The 22,233-nt window shown below is 70.3% G+C and carries 16 protein-coding genes; 4 read left to right on the forward strand and 12 right to left on the reverse strand.

Going from position 1 to position 22,233, the window contains the following annotated elements; translation table 11 throughout:
* Positions 1–37: 37 nt before the first annotated feature.
* Both ACWDR4_RS21760 and nrdR read right to left on the reverse strand, forming a co-directional pair.
* Positions 38–2,941 carry a vitamin B12-dependent ribonucleotide reductase gene (locus tag ACWDR4_RS21760; RefSeq protein WP_450410710.1) on the reverse strand — a complete coding sequence of 968 codons (2,904 nt, stop codon included), beginning with the start codon at positions 2,939–2,941 and terminating at the stop codon, positions 38–40.
* 170 nt (positions 2,942–3,111) lie between these two features.
* The gene (nrdR, locus tag ACWDR4_RS21765) at positions 3,112–3,663 is read right to left on the reverse strand and encodes a transcriptional regulator NrdR (RefSeq protein ID WP_235474406.1); all 552 of its coding nucleotides are present in this window, start codon (positions 3,661–3,663) and stop codon (positions 3,112–3,114) included.
* Between the two features lie 543 nt (positions 3,664–4,206).
* On the opposite strand from nrdR, the gene lexA reads away from it, so the two are divergent.
* Positions 4,207–4,986 (forward strand): transcriptional repressor LexA, encoded by a 780-nt coding sequence (gene lexA, locus ACWDR4_RS21770; protein ID WP_450410712.1) that lies wholly within the window; start codon positions 4,207–4,209, stop codon positions 4,984–4,986.
* A gap of 145 nt (positions 4,987–5,131) precedes the next feature.
* On the opposite strand, the gene ACWDR4_RS21775 is transcribed toward lexA, so the two are convergent.
* From ACWDR4_RS21775 to ACWDR4_RS21790, 4 genes are all read right to left on the reverse strand, one after another.
* Entirely contained in the window at positions 5,132–7,147 is a 2,016-nt protein-coding gene (locus tag ACWDR4_RS21775; RefSeq protein ID WP_450410714.1) for an ATP-dependent DNA helicase, read from the reverse strand.
* A gap of 63 nt (positions 7,148–7,210) precedes the next feature.
* Positions 7,211–7,906, reverse strand: coding sequence for a GNAT family N-acetyltransferase (locus ACWDR4_RS21780; RefSeq protein WP_450410716.1), 696 nt, complete (start codon positions 7,904–7,906; stop codon positions 7,211–7,213).
* A gap of 72 nt (positions 7,907–7,978) precedes the next feature.
* Positions 7,979–9,919: an IucA/IucC family protein gene (locus ACWDR4_RS21785; RefSeq protein WP_450410718.1), complete on the reverse strand. Its 1,941-nt coding sequence runs from the start codon at positions 9,917–9,919 to the stop codon at positions 7,979–7,981.
* 81 nt (positions 9,920–10,000) lie between these two features.
* Positions 10,001–11,497, reverse strand: coding sequence for a diaminobutyrate--2-oxoglutarate transaminase family protein (locus ACWDR4_RS21790; protein ID WP_450410780.1), 1,497 nt, complete (start codon positions 11,495–11,497; stop codon positions 10,001–10,003).
* 358 nt (positions 11,498–11,855) lie between these two features.
* On the opposite strand from ACWDR4_RS21790, the gene ACWDR4_RS21795 reads away from it, so the two are divergent.
* Positions 11,856–13,085: a trypsin-like serine peptidase gene (locus ACWDR4_RS21795; protein ID WP_450410720.1), complete on the forward strand. Its 1,230-nt coding sequence runs from the start codon at positions 11,856–11,858 to the stop codon at positions 13,083–13,085.
* A 112-nt stretch (positions 13,086–13,197) separates the two neighbouring features.
* On the opposite strand, the gene hflX is transcribed toward ACWDR4_RS21795, so the two are convergent.
* The 6 genes from hflX to miaA all read right to left on the reverse strand — a co-directional run bounded on the left by hflX (position 13,198) and on the right by miaA (position 21,427).
* Positions 13,198–14,694, reverse strand: coding sequence for a GTPase HflX (hflX, locus tag ACWDR4_RS21800; protein ID WP_450410722.1), 1,497 nt, complete (start codon positions 14,692–14,694; stop codon positions 13,198–13,200).
* Positions 14,695–14,874: 180 nt separating this feature from the next.
* Positions 14,875–16,329 (reverse strand): M1 family metallopeptidase, encoded by a 1,455-nt coding sequence (locus tag ACWDR4_RS21805; RefSeq protein WP_450410723.1) that lies wholly within the window; start codon positions 16,327–16,329, stop codon positions 14,875–14,877.
* Between the two features lie 69 nt (positions 16,330–16,398).
* Entirely contained in the window at positions 16,399–18,639 is a 2,241-nt protein-coding gene (locus ACWDR4_RS21810) for a RelA/SpoT family protein (protein ID WP_450410725.1), read from the reverse strand.
* A 297-nt stretch (positions 18,640–18,936) separates the two neighbouring features.
* Entirely contained in the window at positions 18,937–19,806 is an 870-nt protein-coding gene (gene dapF / locus ACWDR4_RS21815) for a diaminopimelate epimerase (RefSeq protein ID WP_450410726.1), read from the reverse strand.
* 82 nt (positions 19,807–19,888) lie between these two features.
* The gene (locus ACWDR4_RS21820; protein ID WP_450410782.1) at positions 19,889–20,380 is read right to left on the reverse strand and encodes a hypothetical protein; all 492 of its coding nucleotides are present in this window, start codon (positions 20,378–20,380) and stop codon (positions 19,889–19,891) included.
* Positions 20,381–20,488: 108 nt separating this feature from the next.
* Positions 20,489–21,427 (reverse strand): tRNA (adenosine(37)-N6)-dimethylallyltransferase MiaA, encoded by a 939-nt coding sequence (gene miaA / locus ACWDR4_RS21825; protein ID WP_450410728.1) that lies wholly within the window; start codon positions 21,425–21,427, stop codon positions 20,489–20,491.
* 181 nt (positions 21,428–21,608) lie between these two features.
* Here miaA and ACWDR4_RS21830 point away from each other — a divergent pair, with 181 nt between their 5' ends.
* On the forward strand, positions 21,609–21,884 hold the full coding sequence (locus ACWDR4_RS21830) for a hypothetical protein (protein WP_450410729.1): 276 nt from the start codon (positions 21,609–21,611) through the stop codon (positions 21,882–21,884).
* 23 nt (positions 21,885–21,907) lie between these two features.
* Positions 21,908–22,180, forward strand: a complete 273-nt coding sequence (locus ACWDR4_RS21835) for an antitoxin (protein WP_450410730.1) — start codon at positions 21,908–21,910, stop codon at positions 22,178–22,180.
* The last annotated feature ends 53 nt before the right edge of the window (positions 22,181–22,233 follow it).

Raw genomic sequence — 22,233 nt, forward strand, 5'->3', positions numbered from 1 at the left:
ACCGGCACATGGCCGGCGCCCCTCCCTCACTCACCGGTCAGCTGCAACCGCTGGTCGACCCGCAGCCCTCGCAGATGTAGCAGGACCCGGCCCGCTGCATCTTCGTACCGCAGGAGAAGCACAGCGGGGCGTCCGCCTGGATGCCCAGCTGCATCTCCACCAGTTCGGCGCTGGTGTGCACCTGCTGCAGAACGGGCTGAGGCGCTTCCGCGGCGGCCTTCGGGGCTGCCACGGCCTTCAGCTCCTGCGCGCGAGGCGCCGACTGGGCCAGGCCCTCGACCTCGATGCCGACCTCTTCGTCGGTCGGCTCGTAGGAACCCGTCTCCAGGTGACGCTGGCGCTCGTCGGCGGAGTGGATGCCGAGGGCGGAACGCGTCTCGAAGGGGAGGAAGTCCAGCGCGAGGCGACGGAAGATGTAGTCGACGATCGACTGCGCCATGCGGACATCGGGGTCGTCCGTCATACCGGCCGGCTCGAAGCGCATGTTCGTGAACTTCGAGACGTACGTCTCCAGCGGCACGCCGTACTGCAGGCCCACCGAGATGGCGATCGAGAAGGCGTCCATCATGCCCGCGAGGGTCGAGCCCTGCTTGGACATCTTCAGGAAGACCTCGCCGAGACCGTCGTCCGGGTAGGAGTTGGCGGTCATGTAGCCCTCGGCGCCGCCGACCGTGAAGGACGTGGTGATGCCGGGGCGGCCCTTGGGGAGGCGCTTGCGGACCGGGCGGTACTCGACGACCTTCTCGACGGCCTCACGGATCGTCGCCTCGGTCTTCGCGGTCACCGCGGTCTTCTCGTCGTCCTTCTTCTTGACGGAGAGCGGCTGGCCGACCTTGCAGTTGTCGCGGTAGATCGCGAGCGCCTTGACGCCCATCTTCCAGGCCTCGAAGTAGATCTCCTCGACCTCCTCGACGGTCGCCGTCTCCGGCATGTTGACCGTCTTGGACAGGGCGCCGGAGATCCAGGGCTGGATCGCGGCCATCATGCGGACGTGGCCCATCGCGGAGATGGTCCGCTCGCCCATGGCGCAGTCGAAGACCTCGTAGTGCTCCTGCTTGAGGCTCGGGGCGTCGATCACATGGCCGTGGTCGGCGATGTGGGCGACGATCGCCTCGATCTGCTCCTCCTGGTAGCCCAGGCGGCGCAGGGCCTGCGGGACCGTGCCGTTGACGATCTGCATCGAGCCGCCGCCGACGAGCTTCTTGAACTTGACCAGCGCGAGGTCGGGCTCAAGACCCGTGGTGTCGCAGGACATCGCGAGACCGATGGTGCCGGTCGGGGCGATGACGGACGCCTGCGCGTTACGGAAACCGTTCTTCTCGCCGATGCGGACGACGTCCTGCCAGGCCTCCGTGGCGGCGGCCCAGATCGGGGTGTCCAGGTCGTCGATCCGGACGGCCTTGTCGTTCTCGTCGGCGTGCTGCTTCATGACCCGCAGGTGCGGCTGCGCGTTGCGGGCGTAGCCGTCGTACGGGCCGACGACCGCGGCGAGTTCGGCGGAGCGGCGGTACGACGTGCCGGTCATCAGGGAGGTGATGGAACCGGCCAGGGCACGGCCGCCCACCGAGTCGTACGCGTGACCGGTCGCCATCAGCAGGGCGCCGAGGTTGGCGTAGCCGATGCCGAGCTGGCGGAACGCGCGCGTGTTCTCGCCGATCTTCTGGGTCGGGAAGTCCGCGAAGCAGATGGAGATGTCCATCGCGGTGATGACCAGCTCGACGACCTTCGCGAAGCGGTCGATCTCGAAGGACTGGCGGCCCTTGCCGTCGTCCTTCAGGAACTTCATCAGGTTCAGCGAGGCGAGGTTGCACGACGTGTTGTCCAGGTGCATGTACTCGCTGCACGGGTTCGAGCCGTTGATACGGCCGGACTCCGGGCAGGTGTGCCACTGGTTGATCGTGTCGTCGTACTGGATGCCCGGGTCGGCGCAGGCCCAGGCCGCCTCGGCCATCTTGCGGAAGAGCGACTTGGCGTCGACCTCCTCGATGACCTCGCCGGTCATCCGGGAGGTGAGCCCGAACTTGCCGCCCGACTCGACCGCCTTCATGAACGTGTCGTTCACCCGGACCGAGTTGTTGGCGTTCTGGTACTGGACGGACGTGATGTCGTCGCCGCCCAGGTCCATGTCGAAGCCCGCGTCGCGCAGGGCGCGGATCTTCTCCTCTTCCTTCACCTTGGTCTCGATGAAGCCCTCGATGTCGGGGTGGTCGACGTCGAGGATGACCATCTTGGCGGCGCGGCGGGTGGCGCCGCCCGACTTGATCGTTCCTGCCGAGGCGTCGGCGCCGCGCATGAAGGAGACCGGCCCCGAGGCGTTGCCGCCGGAGGAGAGCAGTTCCTTGGAGGAGCGGATCCGGGAGAGGTTCAGGCCGGCGCCGGAGCCGCCCTTGAAGATCATGCCCTCTTCCTTGTACCAGTCGAGGATCGACTCCATGGAGTCGTCGACGGACAGGATGAAGCAGGCCGAGACCTGCTGGGGCTGCGGGGTCCCGACGTTGAACCAGACGGGGCTGTTGAAGCTGAAGATCTGGTGCAGGAGGGCGTACGCCAGCTCGTGCTCGAAGATCTCGGCGTCGGCCGGGGAGGCGAAGTACTTGTAGTCCTCACCGGCCTTCGTGTACGTCTTCACGATGCGGTCGATGAGCTGCTTGAGGCTCACCTCGCGCTGCGGGGTGCCGACTGCACCACGGAAGTACTTGCTGGTGACGATGTTGACCGCGTTCACCGCCCACTCGGCGGGGAACTCGACGCCACGCTGCTCGAAATTGACCGAGCCGTCGCGCCAGTTGGTCATGACGACGTCACGGCTCGCCCACTCGACCTCGTCGTACGGATGCACGCCGGGGGTGGTGTGGATGCGCTCGATGCGCAGCCCCTTGCTCGCCTTGGTGCTGCCCTTGGCGCGGGAACTCCGTGCCGGACCGCTCGCCGTCTCTGTCATGCCGCCTCCCTGTATCGGGCAAAACGCCCAGAAGTGTCACGTTGTTCCCATGACACGGTGTTGTTTTCGCGCTGCGGGCACCCTTCGATGCCGCCCGCAGCAGGTCCTTGGATCGCCGTCACCCGGCCGGTTCCGAACTCCGAACACACCGTCCGGGTCCGGCCCGCCGGTCAGTCGGCGGCGTTGGCGGGCACGGGGACCTGAGTGGTCCCTCCGCTCCCGCGGTCGTCTTCCTGGCGCCCCACATCCGGGTCTTCGTCGTCCTCGGCGGGGCGGCGCGATGTTTCCCTGAGTTCCGCGACGGCGGCCTCGAAGTCGTCCAGCGAGTCGAACGCCCGGTAGACGGACGCGAATCGCAGGTAGGCGACGAGGTCGAGTTCCTGCAGCGGACCGAGTATGGCCAGCCCCACGTCGTGGGTGGTCAGCTCGGCACTTCCGGTGGCCCGCACCGCTTCCTCGACCCGCTGGCCGAGTTGGGCGAGTGCGTCCTCGGTGACAGGTCGTCCCTGGCATGCCTTGCGCACACCGTTGATGACCTTCGTACGGCTGAAAGGCTCGGTGACTCCGGACCGCTTGACCACCATGAGCGAGCACGTCTCGACGGTCGTGAACCGGCGAGTGCAGTCGGGGCACTGGCGGCGCCTGCGGATCGACGTGCCGTCGTCGGTCGTACGACTGTCGACGACGCGGCTGTCGGGGTGCCTGCAGAAGGGGCAGTGCATGGTCTCCAACCCTCCCTCACAGCAGACTCAATGGCCTCTCGGAACCCCTCGGGCCCCTCGAAGCAGCCCCCAGCATAGGCGATGCCCGAGGGACCGAAGACCCGGGGGACCACAACTTCTGGGCTACTGCCGCAATCCAACCACTAGATGTGGGGATTGGCCCGTACATCCATCGCGTATCCGCGTGTCGCACCCGTATTGGCATGTGCCGCATGGCCATACCGCCACGGCGGGCCGGTTCCGGCACGGCCGTACCGCTGGGGAACATGCGGAGATACGGTGAGAACCGCGTGCGGCGGGGGGCGAATCCCGGTTGACGGGCCCGCAGGTGGCAGACTTGGGGACCGGCCCACGAGGTCGTCACCCCGGCGGTGAAGGGTACAACAATGAGCCCTTTTGTCCGCCCGGCGCGGCAGGAGCCATACACCTAAACATCTGATCGCGGCAGGCCATCCTCAATTTTTCACTCGAACGTGTGTTTGGCGCAACCTTTCGAAAGCAACTACCGTTGCACTGCACGGGAGACCATCGAGAGGGGCCGACGTGACCACCACCGCAGACAGTGCCACCATCACTGCCCAGGACCGCTCCCAGGGCCGACTCGAGCCGGTGCATTCGATGAACGAAGCCACGAATCCCGAGGGACACAAGCGGTCCCTCCCTGGACGACCTCCAGGAATCCGAGCTGACAGCTCGGGACTCACCGACCGGCAACGGCGCGTGATCGAGGTCATCAGGGACTCCGTGCAACGACGCGGTTACCCGCCGTCGATGCGCGAGATCGGGCAGGCAGTCGGCCTCTCCAGTACCTCATCGGTCGCACACCAGCTCATGGCCCTGGAGCGCAAGGGATTCCTGCGCCGCGATCCGCATCGCCCGCGCGCCTATGAGGTGCGCGGTTCCGACCAAGGGGCTTCCGTGCAGCCCACGGACACCGCGGGCAAACCCGCGGCGTCCTATGTCCCACTTGTGGGACGGATCGCCGCCGGCGGTCCCATCCTCGCCGAGGAATCGGTCGAGGACGTGTTCCCGCTCCCCCGCCAACTGGTGGGCGACGGCGAGCTCTTCGTCCTGAAGGTCGTCGGTGACTCGATGATCGAGGCCGCGATCTGCGACGGCGACTGGGTGACCGTCCGCCGCCAGCCCGTCGCGGAGAACGGCGACATCGTGGCCGCGATGCTGGAGGGCGAGGCCACGGTCAAGCGCTTCAAGCGCGAGGACGGCCATGTCTGGCTCCTCCCGCACAACTCCGCGTACCAGCCGATCCCCGGCGACGAGGCGACGATCCTCGGCAAGGTGGTGGCGGTGCTCCGCCGCGTGTGAGTGCTGCGGCAGGCGGGCCGTACGCGACCCGCCCCTGACCGGGCCCCGGGACCCCTGCGCCGGTTCCGGGGCCCTGTGTTGTCCCGTGTTCAGGCGCGCGAATGTGCGGGCCACCGACCGAAGTCGGTGGCCCGCACATTCGCGTCTACGCTTCCTCCGCCTGCTCGGCCTCCCCGGCCGCCGCCGGAGCGTCCTCCGCCGTCTTCGCCGCCGCGTCGATCGCGGCCAGCGAGCGCCGGACCACATTGCGGTCCGTGGTGTACCAGAAGTCCGGCAGGGACGCCTTCAGATAGCTCCCGTACCGGGCCGTGGCCAGCCGCTGGTCCAGTACGGCGACCACACCGCGGTCCCCCGTCGCCCGTACGAGGCGGCCGGCGCCCTGGGCCATGAGCAGTGCCGCGTGGGTGGCGGCGACGGCCATGAAGCCGTTGCCCCCGGCGTCCTCGACGGCCTTCTGGCGGGCGCTCATCAGCGGGTCGTCCGGGCGCGGGAACGGGATCTTGTCCATGACGACCAGCTGGCAGCTGGCGCCCGGGACGTCGACGCCCTGCCAGAGCGACAGTGTGCCGAACAGACAGGTCTGCGGGTCGGCCGCGAAGTTCTTGATCAGCTCGCCGAGCGTCTCCTCGCCCTGGAGCAGGATCGGGAACTCGGGGATACGGGAACGCAGTTCCTCCGCGGCGAGCTGGGCCGCCCGCATCGAGGAGAACAGGCCGAGGGTGCGCCCGCCCGCCGCCTGGATCAGCTCCGTCAGCTCGTCGAGCATGTCTCCGCGGTCGCCGTCGCGCGCGGGGCGTGACAGGTGCTTGGCGACGTACAGGATGCCCTGCTTCGGGTAGTCGAAGGGCGAGCCGACGTCCACGCCCTTCCACTGCGGGAGGTCGTCGCCCGCCGTGCCCTCCGGGGCGAGGCCCAGCGAGGCCCCGACGCCGTTGAAGTCGCCGCCCAGCTTGAGGGTCGCCGAGGTCAGGACCACGGAGCGGTCCGTGAAGAGCTTCTCCCTGAGGAGGCCCGACACCGACATCGGGGCGACCCGCAGAGAGGCCCCGAAGCGGTCGTGCCGCTCGTACCAGACGACGTCCCACTCTGAGCCGTTCGAGATCCGCTCCGCGACGTCGTGGACGGACTCCACCGAGGCCAGCGCCTGTTTGCGGACCGCGTCCTCGTCCTGGACCGACTTGTCGCGGGTCGCGCCGATCCCGGAGATCACCGTGCGGGCGGCGTCCCTCAGTGCCATCAGGGCGTACCCGAGGTCTTCCGGGACCTCCTCCAGGCGGCCCGGCAGGGCCAGCTCCATCACCCGCTCGAAACCCTCGGCCGCGGTCTGGAGCTGGTCGGCGGCCTTCTCGTTGACGAGCTTCGCAGCGCGGCGCACGGCACGGTTGACCTGGCCGGGAGTGAGTTCGCCGGTGGCCACTCCGGTGACCCGCGAGACCAGTTCGTGCGCCTCGTCGACGATCAGCACCTCGTGCTGCGGGATGACGGGCGCGCCCTGGATGGCGTCGATCGCGAGCAGCGCGTGGTTCGTGACGATCACCTCGGCGAGCTTGGCGCGCTCCCGGGCCATCTCGGCGAAGCACTCGGCTCCGTACGCGCACTTCGTGGCGCCCAGGCACTCGCGGGAGGAGACGGAGACCTGCGCCCAGGCCCGGTCGGAGACACCCGGAGTGAGGCCGTCGCGGTCGCCGGTGTCGGTCTCGTCGGACCACTCGCGCAGGCGCAGCAGGTCCTGGCCCAGCTTGCTGGTGGGCGCCGCCGCCTCGAACTGGTCGAAGAGGCCCTCGTCCTCCTCCTGCGGCACACCCTCGTGGAGGCGGTGCAGGCACAGGTAGTTCGATCGCCCCTTGAGCATCGCGAACTCGGGGCGGCGGCGCAGCACCGGATGCAGTGCGTCGACCGTGCGCGGCAGGTCGCGTTCCACGAGCTGGCGCTGGAGCGCCAGGGTGGCGGTCGCGACCACGACACGCTCACCGTGCGCGAGCGCGGGCACGAGGTAGCCGAGCGACTTTCCGGTGCCGGTGCCTGCCTGCACCAGCAGATGGGAACCGTCGTCGATCGCCTCCGCGACGGCTTCGGCCATGGTCACCTGGCCGGGGCGCTCCGTGCCGCCGACAGCGGTGACGGCAGCATGCAGGAGTTCTGGGAGTGAGGGCTTCGTCATAGCCCGACCACCCTACGGGGCGGCACTGACAATCGTCTGATCAAGCCGGGAGATGGGAGGGCGCTACAACGCATCGCGCACGCCTCGGTCCCGGACCATGAGAGCGGCCCGTTTCGCGGGCAGGTCCAGCTCGGCGGAGAACCGGAAACCGGCGGTCAGAAAGGCCGACACGGACGGGGTGTTGCGCAGATCCGGTTCCGCCACGACCCGCGCGCAGGAAGGGCGATGGTCTAGTACGAGGTCGGCGACGGCTCTGAGCAGGGTGCTGCCCAGTCCGCGCCCACGATCGGCGACACCGCCGAGCAGGAGGTGCAGTCCGGTGTCGTGAGGGCGGGCGGGGTAGTGCCGGGCCAGTGGATCGAGGTCGGCGCGGTAGATCTCCCAGTAGCTCATCGGGGTGCCCTCCAGCACGCCGAGACAGGGCACGCTGCGTCCGTCGCCGTCGAGCTGGGACCGCAGATGGGCCTCGGTCACGCACTCGGTGCCAGCGAGTTCCCAGAAGGTGGCCACCGTGGGGTCGTTCATCCAGCGGCCGATCAAGGGGAGATCGCGCTCGACATCCACCGGGAGAAGCCGGAACTCGCCCGCGGACGTGCGGCTCGTCCCCCAGTCCCCGATCCGGTCGAGGAGATCGTCGGTGTACAACGCGACGAACTCGTCGGGCAGGCGCAGCTCCAGCGTGTCCTCGCTGTCGCCACCGGTGCGGAAGTCGGCGGTCGGGGCGGTACGGGCGTCGGTGCGCGCGTCGGCAGGAGGCACGGGACGCTCCTCTCAGGAGATGGGGTGTGTCGTGTTCCTCGGGGTGAAAGGGGCTCGGGGATGCCGGGGACGTCAGGGATGCAGGGGGTTGGCGATGCTGACGTAGACGGACTGCGTGTCGACCGGGCCGACCAGCTCGTCGAGACCGTGCAGCCGGGTGAGCAGGTTGGCCTTGCAGCGCAGGACGGGTGAGTCCAGCAGTCGTCCTGGCAGGGACGTACGCAGTCGGGCGGGGCCGGAGGCGATGTCGCCGAGGAAGCGTCGGAAGGCGGCGAGCAGCAGCTGTTCGTCGGCGAGGCGCTGGGAGCCGAACGCGCCGATGAGGCCGAGGACGTTGTTGATGCCGAGGTAGTAGGCGAAGCGTTCGTCGGTGACCTCGTCGGAGACGAACGTGTCGCTCCGCGAGCCGATGCCGGGCAGCCGGGCGTCGAGGTCGGCGCGCCGGGACTCGCGGAAGTAGTACCCCTGGTTGTCGCGGTAGCGGCCTCCCCTGGGCCAGCCGTCGCCGTCCAGCAGGAGCAGGGTGTTCTGCTGGTGGGCCTCCAGGGCGACGCCCGCCTCGCTGTCCAGCCACAGCACGGGCCGTACGACCTGCTCCAGGTAGCGCAGGAACCACTCGGTGGCGACGGCGCCGCGCGGGCGGCCGGTTCGTGCGGCGAGGCGTGTGACGACCTCGGCCAGTCTGGAGCGCGGGCTCGGGCCCTCCGGGTCGCCCAGGTGAGCGTGGGGTCGGGGCGAGACGAGCCCGGCGATGCAGGCGACATCGTCCGCCGGGTGGAACGGGTTGTGCCGGATCATCACGTCGAGGCCGGTGACGGGGCTGCCGTCCGGGTCGTCGACGGCGAGCCAGGCCGGGTCGCGGACGATGTCGAAGCCCGGGTGCGCGGACTGCCACTGCTTGGCCAGTCCGCCGCGCAGCAGCCGGTGTACCTCGACGCCCCGGTGCAGTTCCTTGCGGAGGTTCTCACGCCGGGAGTTGGTGATGCGCAGCCCCAGCGAGAGCTTCAGCATCGCGGGGGCGCCCGAGCGGTGGACGGTGCGTACGGAGGAGGTGGGGTGCCAGAGGGAGCCATGGGTGCAGAGGTCGCGCAGCAGACCGGCTTCGAACAGGGCCGCGGTCTGCGGGCGGTGCCGGGTCTCGCGGATCTGCCACGGGTGCAGGGGGAGGGCCGCGTAGCCGTCGGGCAGCGGGAGCGGCAGTGTGGCGCCGATGAGCCGCTCGGTGAGCTGCTCGGCGCGGATGGGCCGGCCTCTCTCGGTCCACGCGGAGTCCGTGGCGAGCACGGAGGGGGCCACCGCCAGCCAGTGCAGCGGGAAGGAGCCACGCAACTCCGGTGAGTAGAGCCGGGCTTCGGCCTCGGCGAGCCCTTCGCGGCTCTTCGGGGTCGGATGCAGCGGGTGGCCGAGCAGCAGCGCCTGCTCGGCGGCGAGAAAGAGGTCGGGCCCGTCGGCCGGCTGCGCCCGCCGGTCGCTGATGAAGGTGGCGGTACGCCGGACGGAGTCGGCGACACGAGCGACCAGGTCGACGGCGTCGGGGGGCAGGACGGAGGGGGCGAACTGGGGCGGGGCATCTGCTGAGGGCACCTCGGTCACGGGGCCGGTGCCCGTCCCCGCCGCCTTCGGGCCGTCGTACGCCTCCCTGGCGAGCAGTGTCGCGACGGTGACCGCGTCGGCGGCCGGGGCTCCTGCGGGGGCGTCGGCCAGGTGCGGGAGGCCGAAGCGGTGCCAGCCGGTCGGGGACCAGTAGTGGACCGGGGCCAGCAGGGCGGTGCCGCTGGTGGGGAGGGGGATACGGAGGGTGCCGTCGGTGGGGGCGGTGAGGTTGTTCTCCCGTACCCAGCAGCGCAGCAGGTTCTCGGTGGCGGCGGCCTGGGCCGCGGTGTGGGGGTCGAGGTGTTCCAGAAGGTCGGCCATGGCACCGCGCCCCCACTCGGCTGCCCCCTTCTGCCGGGGCACCGTGTCCCTCACGGGGGTGGGGTGGGAACGGCCTTCGGGTACGGGGGTGCTGTTCAAGACGGTTCCTCGTGGGGGTTGTTCGCGTGCGCGTGCGGGGAGGGTGCGTACCGGGGCGGTACGGGCGGGCGTCGGGTCCGGCTACCCCGCTCGCTCGGAGTGGGTGGTGGTCTGCGGGCGTCCTTCGGTGTGGCCGCGCGCCACCGCCGCCACGGCGTCGGCCAGTCGGTCGAGTACCGCGTCGGCCTGTTCGTCGCTGATGGTCAGCGGCGGCAGCAGTCGGACGACGCTCGCCTTGCGTCCGCCGAGTTCGACGATCAGGCCACGGCGCAGGCACTCCCGCTGTACGGCGGCGGCCAGCGCGGGCGCTGCGGGGCGCGGCCCTCCTCCGGCCGGGCAGGGGAACACCTCCGGATCGGCGCCCACGTCACCAGCAGCCACCGCGCGCCGCTCCTCCCCCGGCTCGACCAGCTCGACCCCGATCATCAGTCCCCGTCCGCGCACATCACCGATGATCGGGAACTCCGCCGCCAGCTGCCGGAGTTGGGCGAGCATGCGGGGGCCCAGGCTGGCCGCGCGTTCGGCGAGGCCGTGCTCGCGGACGTACGTCAGGGTGGCGGTGCCTGCGGCCATGGCGAGCTGGTTGCCGCGGAACGTGCCCGCGTGGGCGCCGGGTTCCCAGACGTCGAGGTCGTCGCGGTAGACCACGACGGCCAGGGGCAGGCTGCCGCCGATGGCCTTGGACAGCACCATCACATCCGGCGTGACCCCGCTGTGTTCCACCGCCCAGAAGGCGCCGGTGCGGCCGACTCCCGTCTGGATCTCGTCGGCGATCAGCGGGATCGAGCGGTCCTCGGTGATCCGCCGCATACGCCGCATCCAGGCGTCCGGCGCGGGAATCACCCCGCCCTCGCCCTGGACGGGTTCGAGGATCATCCCGGCGGGCAGGGGCACGCCCGACTTGGTGTCGTCGAGGACGGACTCGGTCCAGCGGGCGGCGAGTTCGGCGCCCCGGTCACCGCCCATCCCGAAGGGGCAGCGGTAGTCCTGAGGGAAGGGCAGCCGGGCGACCCGTACGTCGGCCGCGTGGCCGGAGGCGTCGAGCGAACCGGCGGTCATGCCGTGGTAGGCGCCCGTGAAGGCGAGCATGCCGGTGCGGCCGGTCGCGGCGCGGACGAGCTTGAACGCGGCCTCCACGGCGTCCGTCCCGGCCGGTCCGCAGAACTGCACGCGCGCGTGGCCGGCGAGTCCGGGCGGCAGGGTGCGGAACAGCTCGGTGATGAAGGCATCCTTGACGGGGGTCGCCAGATCGAGGACGTGCAGCGGTGCCCCCGAGTCGAGGACCTTACGGATGGCCTCCAGCACGACGGGGTGGTTGTGCCCGAGGGCCAGGGTCCCCGCGCCCGAGAGACAGTCGAGGTAGCGGCGGCCGTCGGCGCCCTCGATCGTCAGCCCGCGTGCCCGTACGGGAACGATCGGGAGGGCGCGCGCGTAGGTGCGTGCCGACGACTCACGCGCCGACTGACGCCGCAGAATCCCTTCGTGCGCCCCGCGCGCGCCGGCGCACACCTCGGCATCCACGTCAGCTTCCACCAGCGCCCGGGATTCCCGTGCCCCTGTGCGCTCCCCCGTCTCCATGGACTCCCGCAGCCCCAATGTCCCAACTCCCCGCTGCTCCGCTGCTCTGCCGCCCCGCCGGCCGCCAACTCGCCGGGACACTCCTCCCGTTACCAACACCCGGTGTGCCACCGGAGTCACGGGTCGCCTCAAGATCCTTGCCGGGACGGAAGAGTTGCCGGTGCGGCGCGGCCCCCTCGGCACTCCGGAATCAGCAGTGACAAGGCGTCACATCGGCGCCCCGCCGGACGATCACCAGACCAGGCTGCCTGTAGCGAAACAGTTGCCGTTCCACCGGATGGCCCCCACAGGGACCGCATAGTGTGTGATGCCGTGCAGGGACAGCACACGGTTGGACCACGCCAGGGGGAGACAGATCATGCGACGCATACGCCCACCCTTCATCGCCCGCCGCGAGAGGGGCGCGCGCCGCGGAACCTCCCCCGTACCGGCCACCGTCGGCCTCGTCCTGGCACTCGCGATCACTGCCACCGCCTGCGGTTCCGACTCCGGCGACTCCGACGCGAGCAGGCAGTCCTCCGCCTCCGCCGCTGACGACGGTGCCGGGAAGATCACGATCCCGGACGGGCTGAAGGACAAACTCAAAGAGCACGGGATCGACCTCGACAAGTGGAAGAACGGCGCCTGGAAGAACTGGGACAAGGACGACTGGCTGCGCGAGGCCGAGGACTACGTCAACCCGATCATCGAGGGCCTCTGGGACACGGACCGCATGCGCGAGGCCGACGACCCGGAGAAGAGCGTCGACGAGAGCGACCTCGCGGGCGACCAGGGCGTCACCGACCCGACGCCGGAGGCCGTGGACGCGAAGGCCGTACCGCCCGCCTACCACGCCAACGCGCCCGAGGCGGGCAAGGTGTTCTTCGACGGGCCCGAGGGCACGATGGTGTGCTCGGCGACCGTGGTCGAGGACCCCGCCCACCCCGGGAAGTCGAACCTCGTCTGGACCGCGGGCCACTGCGTCCACGCCGGCAAGAACGGCGGCTGGTACCGCAACATCGCCTTCGTGCCGTCGTACAACAACGCGGGCAGGTCGAGCGCCGAGGTGGAGAACGCTCCGCGCGCGGAGATCGCGCCCTACGGCGTCTGGTGGGGTGACTGGGCGCAGACCTCGGACCAGTGGATCGAGCAAGGTGGTTCGACGGGCGGCGACGGGGCGCCGTACGACTTCGCGGTCATCCATGTGACGCCGGAGAAGGGCGGCAGCGGCAAGTCGCTGGAGGAGACGGTCGGTTCGGCCCTTCCGGTGGACTTCAACGCGCCTGCCGTCACGCAGGTGGAGAGCATCACGGCGACCGGGTATCCGGCGGCGGAGCCGTTCGACGGCGAGACGATGTACCAGTGCGAGGACAGTCCGGGCCGCCTGTCGATCGTCAAGGCCGACCCGACGATGTACCGGATCGGCTGCACCATGACCGGCGGCTCCTCCGGCGGCGGCTGGGTCACCACAGGCTCGGACGGCACCCCGGCCCTGATCTCCAACACCTCGATCGGCCCAGTCAGTTCAGGCTGGCTGGCAGGCCCAAGGCTGGGCAAGGTGGCAAAGGGCCTGTACGACGAGGTGAGCGAAAAGTTCGCCGACCAGTGAGGAAATGGGCCCCCATGCCGAAGGCATTGGGAGCCCATTTCAGGGGCGCGGGGAACTGCGCGACCAGCCACAACGCACCCGCAGAAAACCAACTCACCGGACCCGGCGGAACCTAAAGCGCCGCAGCCGCCGGAACATACGGCGACAGATCCGCCGCCAACTCCTCATGCACCCGTGCCTTGAGCAACGTGCCCTCCCCGGTGTGCTCCTCGGAGATCACCTCACCCTCGGTGTGGGCACGGGCGATCAGCCCGCCGTGGGTGTACGGCACGAGCGCCTCGATCTCGACCGAGGGCCGGGGCAGTTCGTTGTCGATCAGCGCGAGCAGCTCGTCGATGCCCTGACCCGTACGGGCGGACACCGCGATGGAACGCGTCTCCATCCGCATCAGCCGCTGAAGCGTCAGCGGGTCCGCCGCGTCCGCCTTGTTGATCACGACGATCTCGGGTACGCCGGTGGCGCCGACGTCCCTGATCACCTCGCGCACGGCGGCCAGCTGCTCCTCCGGCGCCGGGTGCGATCCGTCGACCACGTGCAGGATCAGGTCGGAGTCGCCGACCTCCTCCATCGTGGAGCGGAACGCCTCGACGAGGTGGTGCGGCAGGTGCCGTACGAAGCCGACGGTGTCCGCCAGCGTGTAGAGGCGCCCGCTGGGTGTCTCGGCCCGGCGCACGGTCGGGTCGAGGGTCGCGAACAGGGAGTTCTCGACCAGCACGCCCGCGCCCGTGAGGCGGTTGAGCAGCGAGGACTTGCCGGCGTTGGTGTATCCGGCGATGGCGACCGAGGGCACCTTGTTGCGGCGGCGCTCCTGGCGCTTGATCTCGCGGCCGGTCTTCATCTCCGCGATCTCCCGGCGCATCTTCGCCATCTTCTCGCGGATCCGGCGCCGGTCCGTCTCGATCTTGGTCTCACCGGGACCACGGGTGGCGAGGCCGCCGCCCTTGCCGCCGCCCATCTGACGGGACAGCGACTGACCCCAGCCGCGGAGCCTCGGCAGCATGTACTGCATCTGCGCGAGCGCGACCTGCGCCTTGCCCTCTCGGGACTTGGCGTGCTGGGCGAAGATGTCGAGGATCAGGGCCGTACGGTCGATGACCTTGACCTTGACGACGTCTTCGAGGTGGATCAGCTGGCCCGGGCTCAGCTCACCGTCGCAGATGACGGTGTCGGCGCCGGTCTCCAGGACGATGTCCCGCAGCTCGTTGGCCTTGCCTGAGCCGATGTAGGTGGCCGCGTCGGGCTTGTCGCGGCGCTGGACGACGCCGTCGAGGACGAGCGCGCCCGCGGTCTCCGCGAGGGCCGCCAGTTCGGCGAGGGAGTTGTCCGCGTCCCGGATGGTCCCCGTGGTCCAGACGCCGACGAGCACGACCCGCTCCAGACGGAGCTGGCGGTACTCGACCTCGGTGACGTCCTCGAGCTCGGTGGAGAGGCCTGCCACGCGGCGCAGGGCCGCGCGCTCGGAGCGGTCGAACTGGTCGCCGTCCCGGTCTCCGTCGATCTCGTGGCTCCAGGCGACGTCCTCTTCCATCAGGGCATCGGCCCGAAGACCTTCGGGGTAGGTGTGCGCGAGGCGCTCAGTGTCCTGGGAAGGGGAAGAAGAGGAGGTCATTGGGTCCTTACGTCGTCGGTGATTCGGTGGGCGGCGACGGATTGCGCGTCGTCACTGATCACAACGCACGAGCGTCCCGGGAGATTCCCGGAACCCGTCCCGTGAGGCCGGGGGCAGCGCCGCCGACCTGACGATGGTCGCACGGCACGCCCCGTCTCGTCACGGTGTTATTTCGCGGCGCTATGTGGCGGGCGCGACGGACTTCCAGTCCGGGTGACCGGGCATCGGCGGCGTCTTCTCGGCGTACAGCCAGGCCTGGAAGAACGCGCTCAGGTCCCGTCCGGCGATGTCCGAGGCGAGGCGCTCGAAGTCGGCGGTGCCCGCGACGCCGTCCTTGTGGAGGCCGACCCACGCCTCCTCCACGCGCTCGAAAGCCGGGCGGCCGATCTCCTGTCGCAGGGCGTAGAGGGCGAGGGCGGCGCCGTCGTAGACGTTCGGGCGGAAGATGCCGATCTTCTGGCCGGGCTTGGGCGCCTTGGGGGCGGCGGGTGGTCCGCCTGCGGCGCGCCAGCGGTCGGAGGAGCCGTACGCGGCCTTCATCCGGTCCGCCAGCTTCCGGCCCGCCTTCTCCTCCGCGTACAGGGCCTCGTACCAGGTGGCGTGTCCTTCGTTCAGCCACAGGTCGGACCAGGTGCGCGGGCTGACGCTGTCGCCGAACCACTGGTGGGCCAGTTCGTGCACCATGATCGAGTCGACGTACCACTCGGGGAAGGCGGGCTCGGTGAACAGGTCTCTCTCGAAGAGAGAGAGGGTCTGTGTCTCCAGCTCGAAGCCGGTCGACGCCTCGGCGATGAGCACCCCGTACGTCTCGAACGGGTAGCGGCCGACCTTGCTCTCCATCCACTCGATCTGCGCGGGCGTCTTCTTCAGCCACCGCTCCAGGAGGACCCGGTCCTTGGTGGGCACGACATCGCGTACGGGCAGTCCGTGCGGGCCAGTGCGGTGCAGCACGGTGGAGCGGCCGATGGACACCTGGGCCAGTTCGGTGGCCATGGGGTGCTGGGTGCGGTACGTCCAGGTCGTGGCGCTGCCGACCCGGTCGACGCCGGTGGGCAGCCCGTTGGCCACCGCCGTGTAGCCGTTCGGGGCGGTGACCCTGATGGTGTACATCGCCTTGTCGGAGGGGTGGTCGTTGCACGGGAACACCAGGTGCGCGACATCGGCCTGGTTGGCCATCGCGAGCCCGTCCTTGGTCCGCACCCAGCCCCCGTCCCGGCCGGCCGCGGACACGGGATCACTGCTGTGCCGCACGGTGATCCGCATCCAGCTCCCGGCGGGCAGCGCCGCCCGGGGCGTCACCACCAGGTCCTCGCCCGCACTGGTGAACGACGCCGGTTCACCGTCGACCTCGACCGACTCGACCTTTCCGTGGGAGAAGTCGAGGTTGACCTGTTCGAGCGGGGTGGTCGTCCAGGCGTCGATGGTCGTGACGGCGGACAGCGGCTTGCTGTTGATTCCGGGGTAGCTGAACGCCAGGTCGTACGACGCCACGTCGTACCCGGGGTTGCCCAGGTGCGGGAAGAGGCGGTCGCCGACCCCCAAGGGGGCCGCGGGTGCACTCGCGGCGACGAGGCAGACGGAGACGGCGGAGGCGAGCAGCGCCGACGTGAACCGGGTACGGGGGTTGAGCAGCATGCACCACCGCTACCAGCGCCCGCCCGCCCGACGGCGACGACTCGCGCCGGGCCCACCCGAACGGGTACCTCAGGGAACCGCCACGTGATGCTGCGCCCGGCTCACGTCGTACACGCCCGGCACATTGCGCATGGCCCGCATGAGGGCCGGAAGGTGCGCCGCGTCCGGGAGTTGGAGCGTGTAGGTGTGGCGTACGCGCTGCTGCGTGGGGGGTTCGACGGTCGCCGAGACGATCGCGACGCCCTCCAGGGCGATGGCCTCGGTGAGGTCGGCCAGCAGATGGGGCCGCCCGAACGATTCGGCGACCAGGGTGACCCGGGCCTCGGTGGTGTCACCCCAGTGCACGCCGACCTCCGCACGCCCCGTGCTCTTCATGCGCGCCACCCCGGCGCACTCCACGCGGTGGACGGTCACCACTCCCCCGCGCACGGCGAAGCCGGTGACCTCGTCGGGCGGTACGGGCGTACAGCAGCCGGCGAGCCGGACGGTCGCGCCGGGCTGGTCGACGACGGCGGTCGCGGCGGCCGGGGCCTCGGCGGAGCCGTCCTGGGCCGGACGGGCGCCGACGGGCTCACGGGCGGGCTCCGCAGGGGTCTCCTCGGCCTCCGGGAGGTCACCGGAGGTCTCCGCACCGTCCGCCGGTTCGGCGTGTGTCGGATGGGCGGCGAGCCAGCGCTGGATGGCGATCCTGGCGACGGGTGTGCGCGCGTGCTCCAGCCACTCCCTGGAGGGCTCGGAGGCCGGGTCCTGCCCCATGAGGAGCTGGACCGTGTCGCCGTCCCGCAGAACCGTGCTCAGCGTCGCCAGCCGGCCGTTGACCCGGGCGCCGATACAGGCGTGCGCGTCCTCGCCGTACTGCGCGTAGGCCGCGTCCACGCAGCTCGCGCCCTCGGGCAGCCCGAGCGAGCCCCCGTCGGCCCGGAAGACGGTGATCTCGCGGTCCTGGGCGAGGTCCTCGCGCAGGGTGGACCAGAAGGTGTCGGGGTCGGGCGCGGCCTCCTGCCAGTCGAGCAGGCGGGAGAGCCAGCCGGGCCGGGTGGGGTCGATGCGCTCGCCGTCGCCTTCGAGGTCGGCCCGCGCCCCGTCGCCGTCGGTCTGCTCCTCCGAAGGAGGAGCGTAGGGATTGCCGAGCGCGATCACGCCGGCCTCGGCGGCCTTGTGCATCTGGTGGGTGCGGATGAGGACTTCGGCGACCTGGCCGTCCTTGCGGGCGACGGCCGTGTGCAGCGACTGGTACAGGTTGAACTTGGGAACGGCGATGAAGTCCTTGAACTCCGAGACGACGGGCGTCATGCACGTGTGCAGCTCACCCAGTACGCCGTAGCAGTCGGCGTCCTCGTTGACGAGCACCAGGACCCGCCCGAAGTCGGAGCCGCGCAGTGTGCCGCGTTTGCGCGCCGTCCGGTGCAGGGACACGAAGTGCCGTGGCCGGATGAGGACTTCGGCCTGGATCCCCGAGTCGCGCAGTACCGCGCGTACCTCGTCGGCGATCTCGGCGAGCGGGTCGTCCGCGCGGGAGGCGTTGTTGAGGATCAGCTCCCGGGTGTGCTGGTACTCCTCGGGGTGCAGGATCGCGAAGACGAGGTCTTCCAGTTCGGTCTTGAGCGCCTGGACGCCGAGCCGTTCGGCGAGCGGGATGAGCACGTCCCGGGTCACCTTGGCGATGCGTTCCTGCTTCTCGGGGCGCATCACGCCCAGGGTGCGCATGTTGTGCAGCCGGTCGGCGAGTTTGATCGACATCACGCGGACGTCGTTCCCGGTGGCGACGAGCATCTTGCGGAAGGTCTCGGGCTCGGCTGCGGCGCCGTAGTCGACCTTCTCCAGTTTGGTCACACCGTCGACGATGAAGCGGACCTCGGCGCCGAACTCCTCGCCGACCTGATCCAGCGTCACATCGGTGTCCTCGACGGTGTCGTGGAGCAGAGACGCCGTCAGGGTCGTGGTCTCCGCGCCGAGTTCGGCGAGGATCAGGGTCACGGCGAGCGGGTGCGTGATGTACGGCTCGCCGCTCTTGCGCATCTGGCCGCGGTGCGAGGACTCGGCCAGGACGTAGGCCCGGCGCAGCGGTTCCAGATCGGCTTCGGGATGGTGGGCGCGGTGCGCCTCAACCACGTGGCCGATCGCGTCGGGCAACCGGTCGCGGGTGGCGGAGCCGAGGAAGGCCGCTCTGCCCAGCCGACGCAGGTCGATCCGGGGGCGGGCCCGTCGGCGGGGCGCGGGAGTCCCCCCTTGCTCCAGCGAGACCGCGAGCTTGGGCGAGGTGGACGTCACAGCACCTGGGCTCGCGGGATTCGTGGCCTCCGCACTCATGGGCACCTCCGGCTACCTGGACCGGCGGACGGGATGCCCCATGGCGGACGGCGGCTCAGGGGATGGCGTTGTTCCCCCGTCCGGGCCGGTGCTTGATGCTACCGAGCCCACCACGCGCGACTGACCACCTCTCGTCGAGCGTGAAACGGATCACCCATTCGAGCGACGGTTCGAGGGCCTGTGCATTCGAGCCACCCGACCTGCGATCGACCCTGTTTCCGAGGCGCACAGAGCTGTGGGACTACGGTTCCACGGCCCACAGGGCCCGTGGACTGCGATATCCGACCGCCCTCCGCCTCACTTGACCAGGTTTTCCAGCCACTCGGCGTCGATCTCGCCCTCGGCGACGATCACCGCGGGCCCCGTCATCTCGATCTCGCCGTCGGCCCGCTCGGTGATCACCAGGCGCCCGCCGGGCACATCGACGGTGTACGTCACCGGGGTCCCGGTCACGGCCGGGTCCGCGCCGTCGCGCCGGGCGGCGGCCACGGCGACGGCACACGCGCCCGTGCCGCACGAGCGGGTCTCACCGGCCCCGCGCTCGTGCACGCGAAACGCGACATGACGCGGGCCCCGGTCGACCACGAACTCGACGTTGACCCCGTCCGGGTAGACGGAGGCGGGACTCAACGGCGGCGCGGTGAACAGGTCCCCCGCGTGTGCGAGATCCTCCACGAAGGCGACCGCGTGCGGGTTGCCCATGTTCACGTTCCGCGCGGGCCAGCCACGCTCCCCCACGCGCACAGTGACCTCCCCTTCGGGGAGGAGTGCCTTGCCCATGCCGACGGTGACGTCGCCCTCCTTGGCGATGTGCACGCTCTTCACGCCCCCGCGCGTGGCGACGGCGATGTCCCCTTCGGTCACGTGTCCGGCCCGCTGGAGATAGCTCGCGAAGACCCGCACCCCATTGCCGCACATCTCCGCGATCGAGCCGTCGCCGTTGCGGTAGTCCATGAACCACTCCGCCTCGGCCGCCATGCCCCTGGCCTCGGGATGCGCGGCGGACCGCACGACGTGCAGCAGCCCGTCACCCCCGATGCCCGCACGCCGGTCGCACAGGGCGGCGACGGCGGCCGGGGAGAGGTCGATGACGTTCTCGGGGTCGGGGACGATCACGAAGTCGTTCTCGGTCCCGTGCCCCTTGAGGAAGGCGATCCGCGTGCTCATCCCTCGATCGTACGGCGTAGGAGCGCCCCAAAGGGGCGCGGGGAACTGCGCGGCAAGCCACGATGGCGCCGCAGCCGAACTGCTAGCGCAGCCGGGCGACTCTCCACACGGCGAGCGCGATCACCACGGTCACCATCACGACGTACGCCACCACGACCCACCAGCCCCGCCGACGGCCTTCGCCCAGCCCCGGTGCGGTGTAACCCACCCGGCGCGCGGCCATCATGCCCCACCCCGCCGCGCAGGAGCAGATGAGCAACCCCAGCATGGCGATGACCGCTCCGCTGTCGCCGAAGTCGAACGCCAGCGGGAAGGCGAACATCAGGGAGCCGAGCGCGGCCAGGACCACGATCGGGGCGAGCTGCCAGATGCGCAGACGGCGCTGCGGACGCAGTTCGACCTCGACCTCGGGCCCGAGGAACATCTCGTCCGGTTCGGGTCCGTCGGCGGTCACGCCGCCCTGGGTGTCGTCGGGCCCGTCCGGGCTCAGACGGTCCTCGCCCTGTTCCGTTTCGCCACCGTCACCGGTGACGTGTCCCGCGCCTTGTGCGGTGTCGCGAGGGCCGGCCTCCATCGCCACGCGCCCTCCCAACTCGGACTCCACTTGGTCGATCGAAGCTCGATGATGGCACGGCGCCGGAGGCCTGGATGACGGCCGGAGCGTCCCGATGCCATGACGTGATCAGGCTGTGACCGGTCGTTCGACCAACGCCAGTGCGAGGCCCGGAAGTTCTGTGAGATCCGCCGCAGCCCCACTGAGCCAGTGCACCCGGGGATCGCGTCTGAACCATGAATCCTGACGGCGCGCGAAGCGCTTGGTGGCGCGTACGGTCTCCGCGCGCGCGTCGTCCTCGCCGTACTCCCCCACGAGCGCCGCGAGCACCTGCTGGTAGCCCAGCGCGCGCGATGCCGTGAGCCCCTCGCGCAGGCCGTGCGCCTCCAGCGCGCGCACCTCGTCCACGAGCCCCGCCGCCCACATCCGGTCGACCCGGCGCGCGATGCGCTCGTCCAGCTCGGGGCGGGACACGTCGACGCCGATCTGGACGGTGTCGTACACGGAGTCGTGGCCCGGCAGGTTGGCGGTGAAGGGCTTGCCGGTGATCTCGATGACCTCCAGGGCCCGGACGATACGGCGGCCGTTGCTGGGCAGGATCGCCAGCGCGGCCTCGGGGTCGGCGGCGGCCAGCCGGGCGTGCAGGGCGCCGGAGCCGCGCAGGGCCAGCTCCTCCTCCAGGCGGGCCCTGACCTCGGGGTCGGTGCCGGGGAACTCCATCTTGTCGACGGCGCCACGGACGTACAGACCGGAGCCGCCGACCAGGACCGGCCAGCGGCCCTCGGCGAGCAGTGCGTCGATCCGCTCACGCGCGAGGCGCTGGTACTCGGCGACGCTGGCCGCGACGGTCACGTCCCAGATGTCCAGGAGGTGGTGCGGGACGCCTCCGCGCTCCTCGGGCGTCAGCTTGGCGGTACCGATGTCCATCCCTCGGTAGAGCTGCATCGAGTCGGCGTTGACGACCTCCCCGCCGAGACGCTGGGCCAGGAAGACGCCCAGATCGGACTTTCCGGCCGCCGTGGGGCCGACGACGGCGATGACTCGGGGGGTGGGGGGTGCGCTGCTCACCTCCCCAGTCTCCCAAACCCGGGACCCCTCCTCGAACGAGTTACGTGACGGCGGCGGTCCCGGGTCGTTGCCAGTTGCGAGGTTCGTGCCGCCGGATTCGGGAGGCGGTGACGGGGGCGACGCAAACGGACGCACCGGGCGACGCGGGATTTCGCCCGCACGAGTAACGTATGGAGTGGATATGGGCGTTTTTGCACGGCTTCTTGGACGGTCGAAGACTGCGGAGGAGGCGGCAACCGCCGAAGAGCAGTCCGTCGCGGTGACGGACGCGTCTACGGCGGAGGAGACGGAAGCGGCGAAGGGTTCGTCCGAGGCCGGCAGCGGTGCCGGGGCGGAGAGTACGGCGGAGAAGACGGAAGCCCTGGCCGTGGCCGCCACCGAGGGCGTCGAGATCCCCAAGCAGCAGTCCGCCGAGGAGGCCGCCGACAGCGAGGCCGGTGAGGGCGCCCGCAAATAACTGCCCGCGAGGGAAGGTGAACCATGGGTCTGCTGGACAGTTTGAAGGCGAAGCTCACCCCGGCCAAGGACAAGGTCTCGGACCTCGCGCAGCAGCACGGGGACAAGATCGAACGGGGTCTCGACAAGGCCGCGAAGGTGGTCGACGAGAAGACCAAGGGCAAGTACAGCGACAAGATCCATACGGGCACCGACAAGGCGAAGGGCGCCGTGGACCGCATGGCGCACAAGGACGGTGCCACCGCCCCTGACGACACGTTCACGCCGCCGCCGGACGCGCCACCACCGGCTTCCTGACCGGCACGAACAGCACCACCGCAGCACATCGGCGGACGGCCGCGGAGCAGTCG

This window comes from Streptomyces sp. NPDC000878, from assembly GCF_053599695.1.

What these genes read in the sequence shown, in the direction of transcription:
- ACWDR4_RS21760 (WP_450410710.1), bottom strand. Translation starts at nt 2,941, where the DNA reads ATGACAGAGACGGCGAGCGGTCCGGCACGGAGTTCCCGCGCCAAGGGC.
- nrdR (WP_235474406.1), bottom strand. Translation starts at nt 3,663, where the DNA reads ATGCACTGCCCCTTCTGCAGGCACCCCGACAGCCGCGTCGTCGACAGT.
- ACWDR4_RS21775 (WP_450410714.1), bottom strand. Translation starts at nt 7,147, where the DNA reads ATGACGAAGCCCTCACTCCCAGAACTCCTGCATGCTGCCGTCACCGCT.
- ACWDR4_RS21790 (WP_450410780.1), bottom strand. Translation starts at nt 11,497, where the DNA reads ATGGAGACGGGGGAGCGCACAGGGGCACGGGAATCCCGGGCGCTGGTG.
- ACWDR4_RS21795 (WP_450410720.1), top strand. Translation starts at nt 11,856, where the DNA reads ATGCGACGCATACGCCCACCCTTCATCGCCCGCCGCGAGAGGGGCGCG.
- hflX (WP_450410722.1), bottom strand. Translation starts at nt 14,694, where the DNA reads ATGACCTCCTCTTCTTCCCCTTCCCAGGACACTGAGCGCCTCGCGCAC.
- ACWDR4_RS21805 (WP_450410723.1), bottom strand. Translation starts at nt 16,329, where the DNA reads ATGCTGCTCAACCCCCGTACCCGGTTCACGTCGGCGCTGCTCGCCTCC.
- ACWDR4_RS21810 (WP_450410725.1), bottom strand. Translation starts at nt 18,639, where the DNA reads ATGAGTGCGGAGGCCACGAATCCCGCGAGCCCAGGTGCTGTGACGTCC.
- dapF (WP_450410726.1), bottom strand. Translation starts at nt 19,806, where the DNA reads ATGAGCACGCGGATCGCCTTCCTCAAGGGGCACGGGACCGAGAACGAC.
- ACWDR4_RS21820 (WP_450410782.1), bottom strand. Translation starts at nt 20,380, where the DNA reads ATGGAGGCCGGCCCTCGCGACACCGCACAAGGCGCGGGACACGTCACC.
- ACWDR4_RS21830 (WP_450410729.1), top strand. Translation starts at nt 21,609, where the DNA reads ATGGGCGTTTTTGCACGGCTTCTTGGACGGTCGAAGACTGCGGAGGAG.
- ACWDR4_RS21835 (WP_450410730.1), top strand. Translation starts at nt 21,908, where the DNA reads ATGGGTCTGCTGGACAGTTTGAAGGCGAAGCTCACCCCGGCCAAGGAC.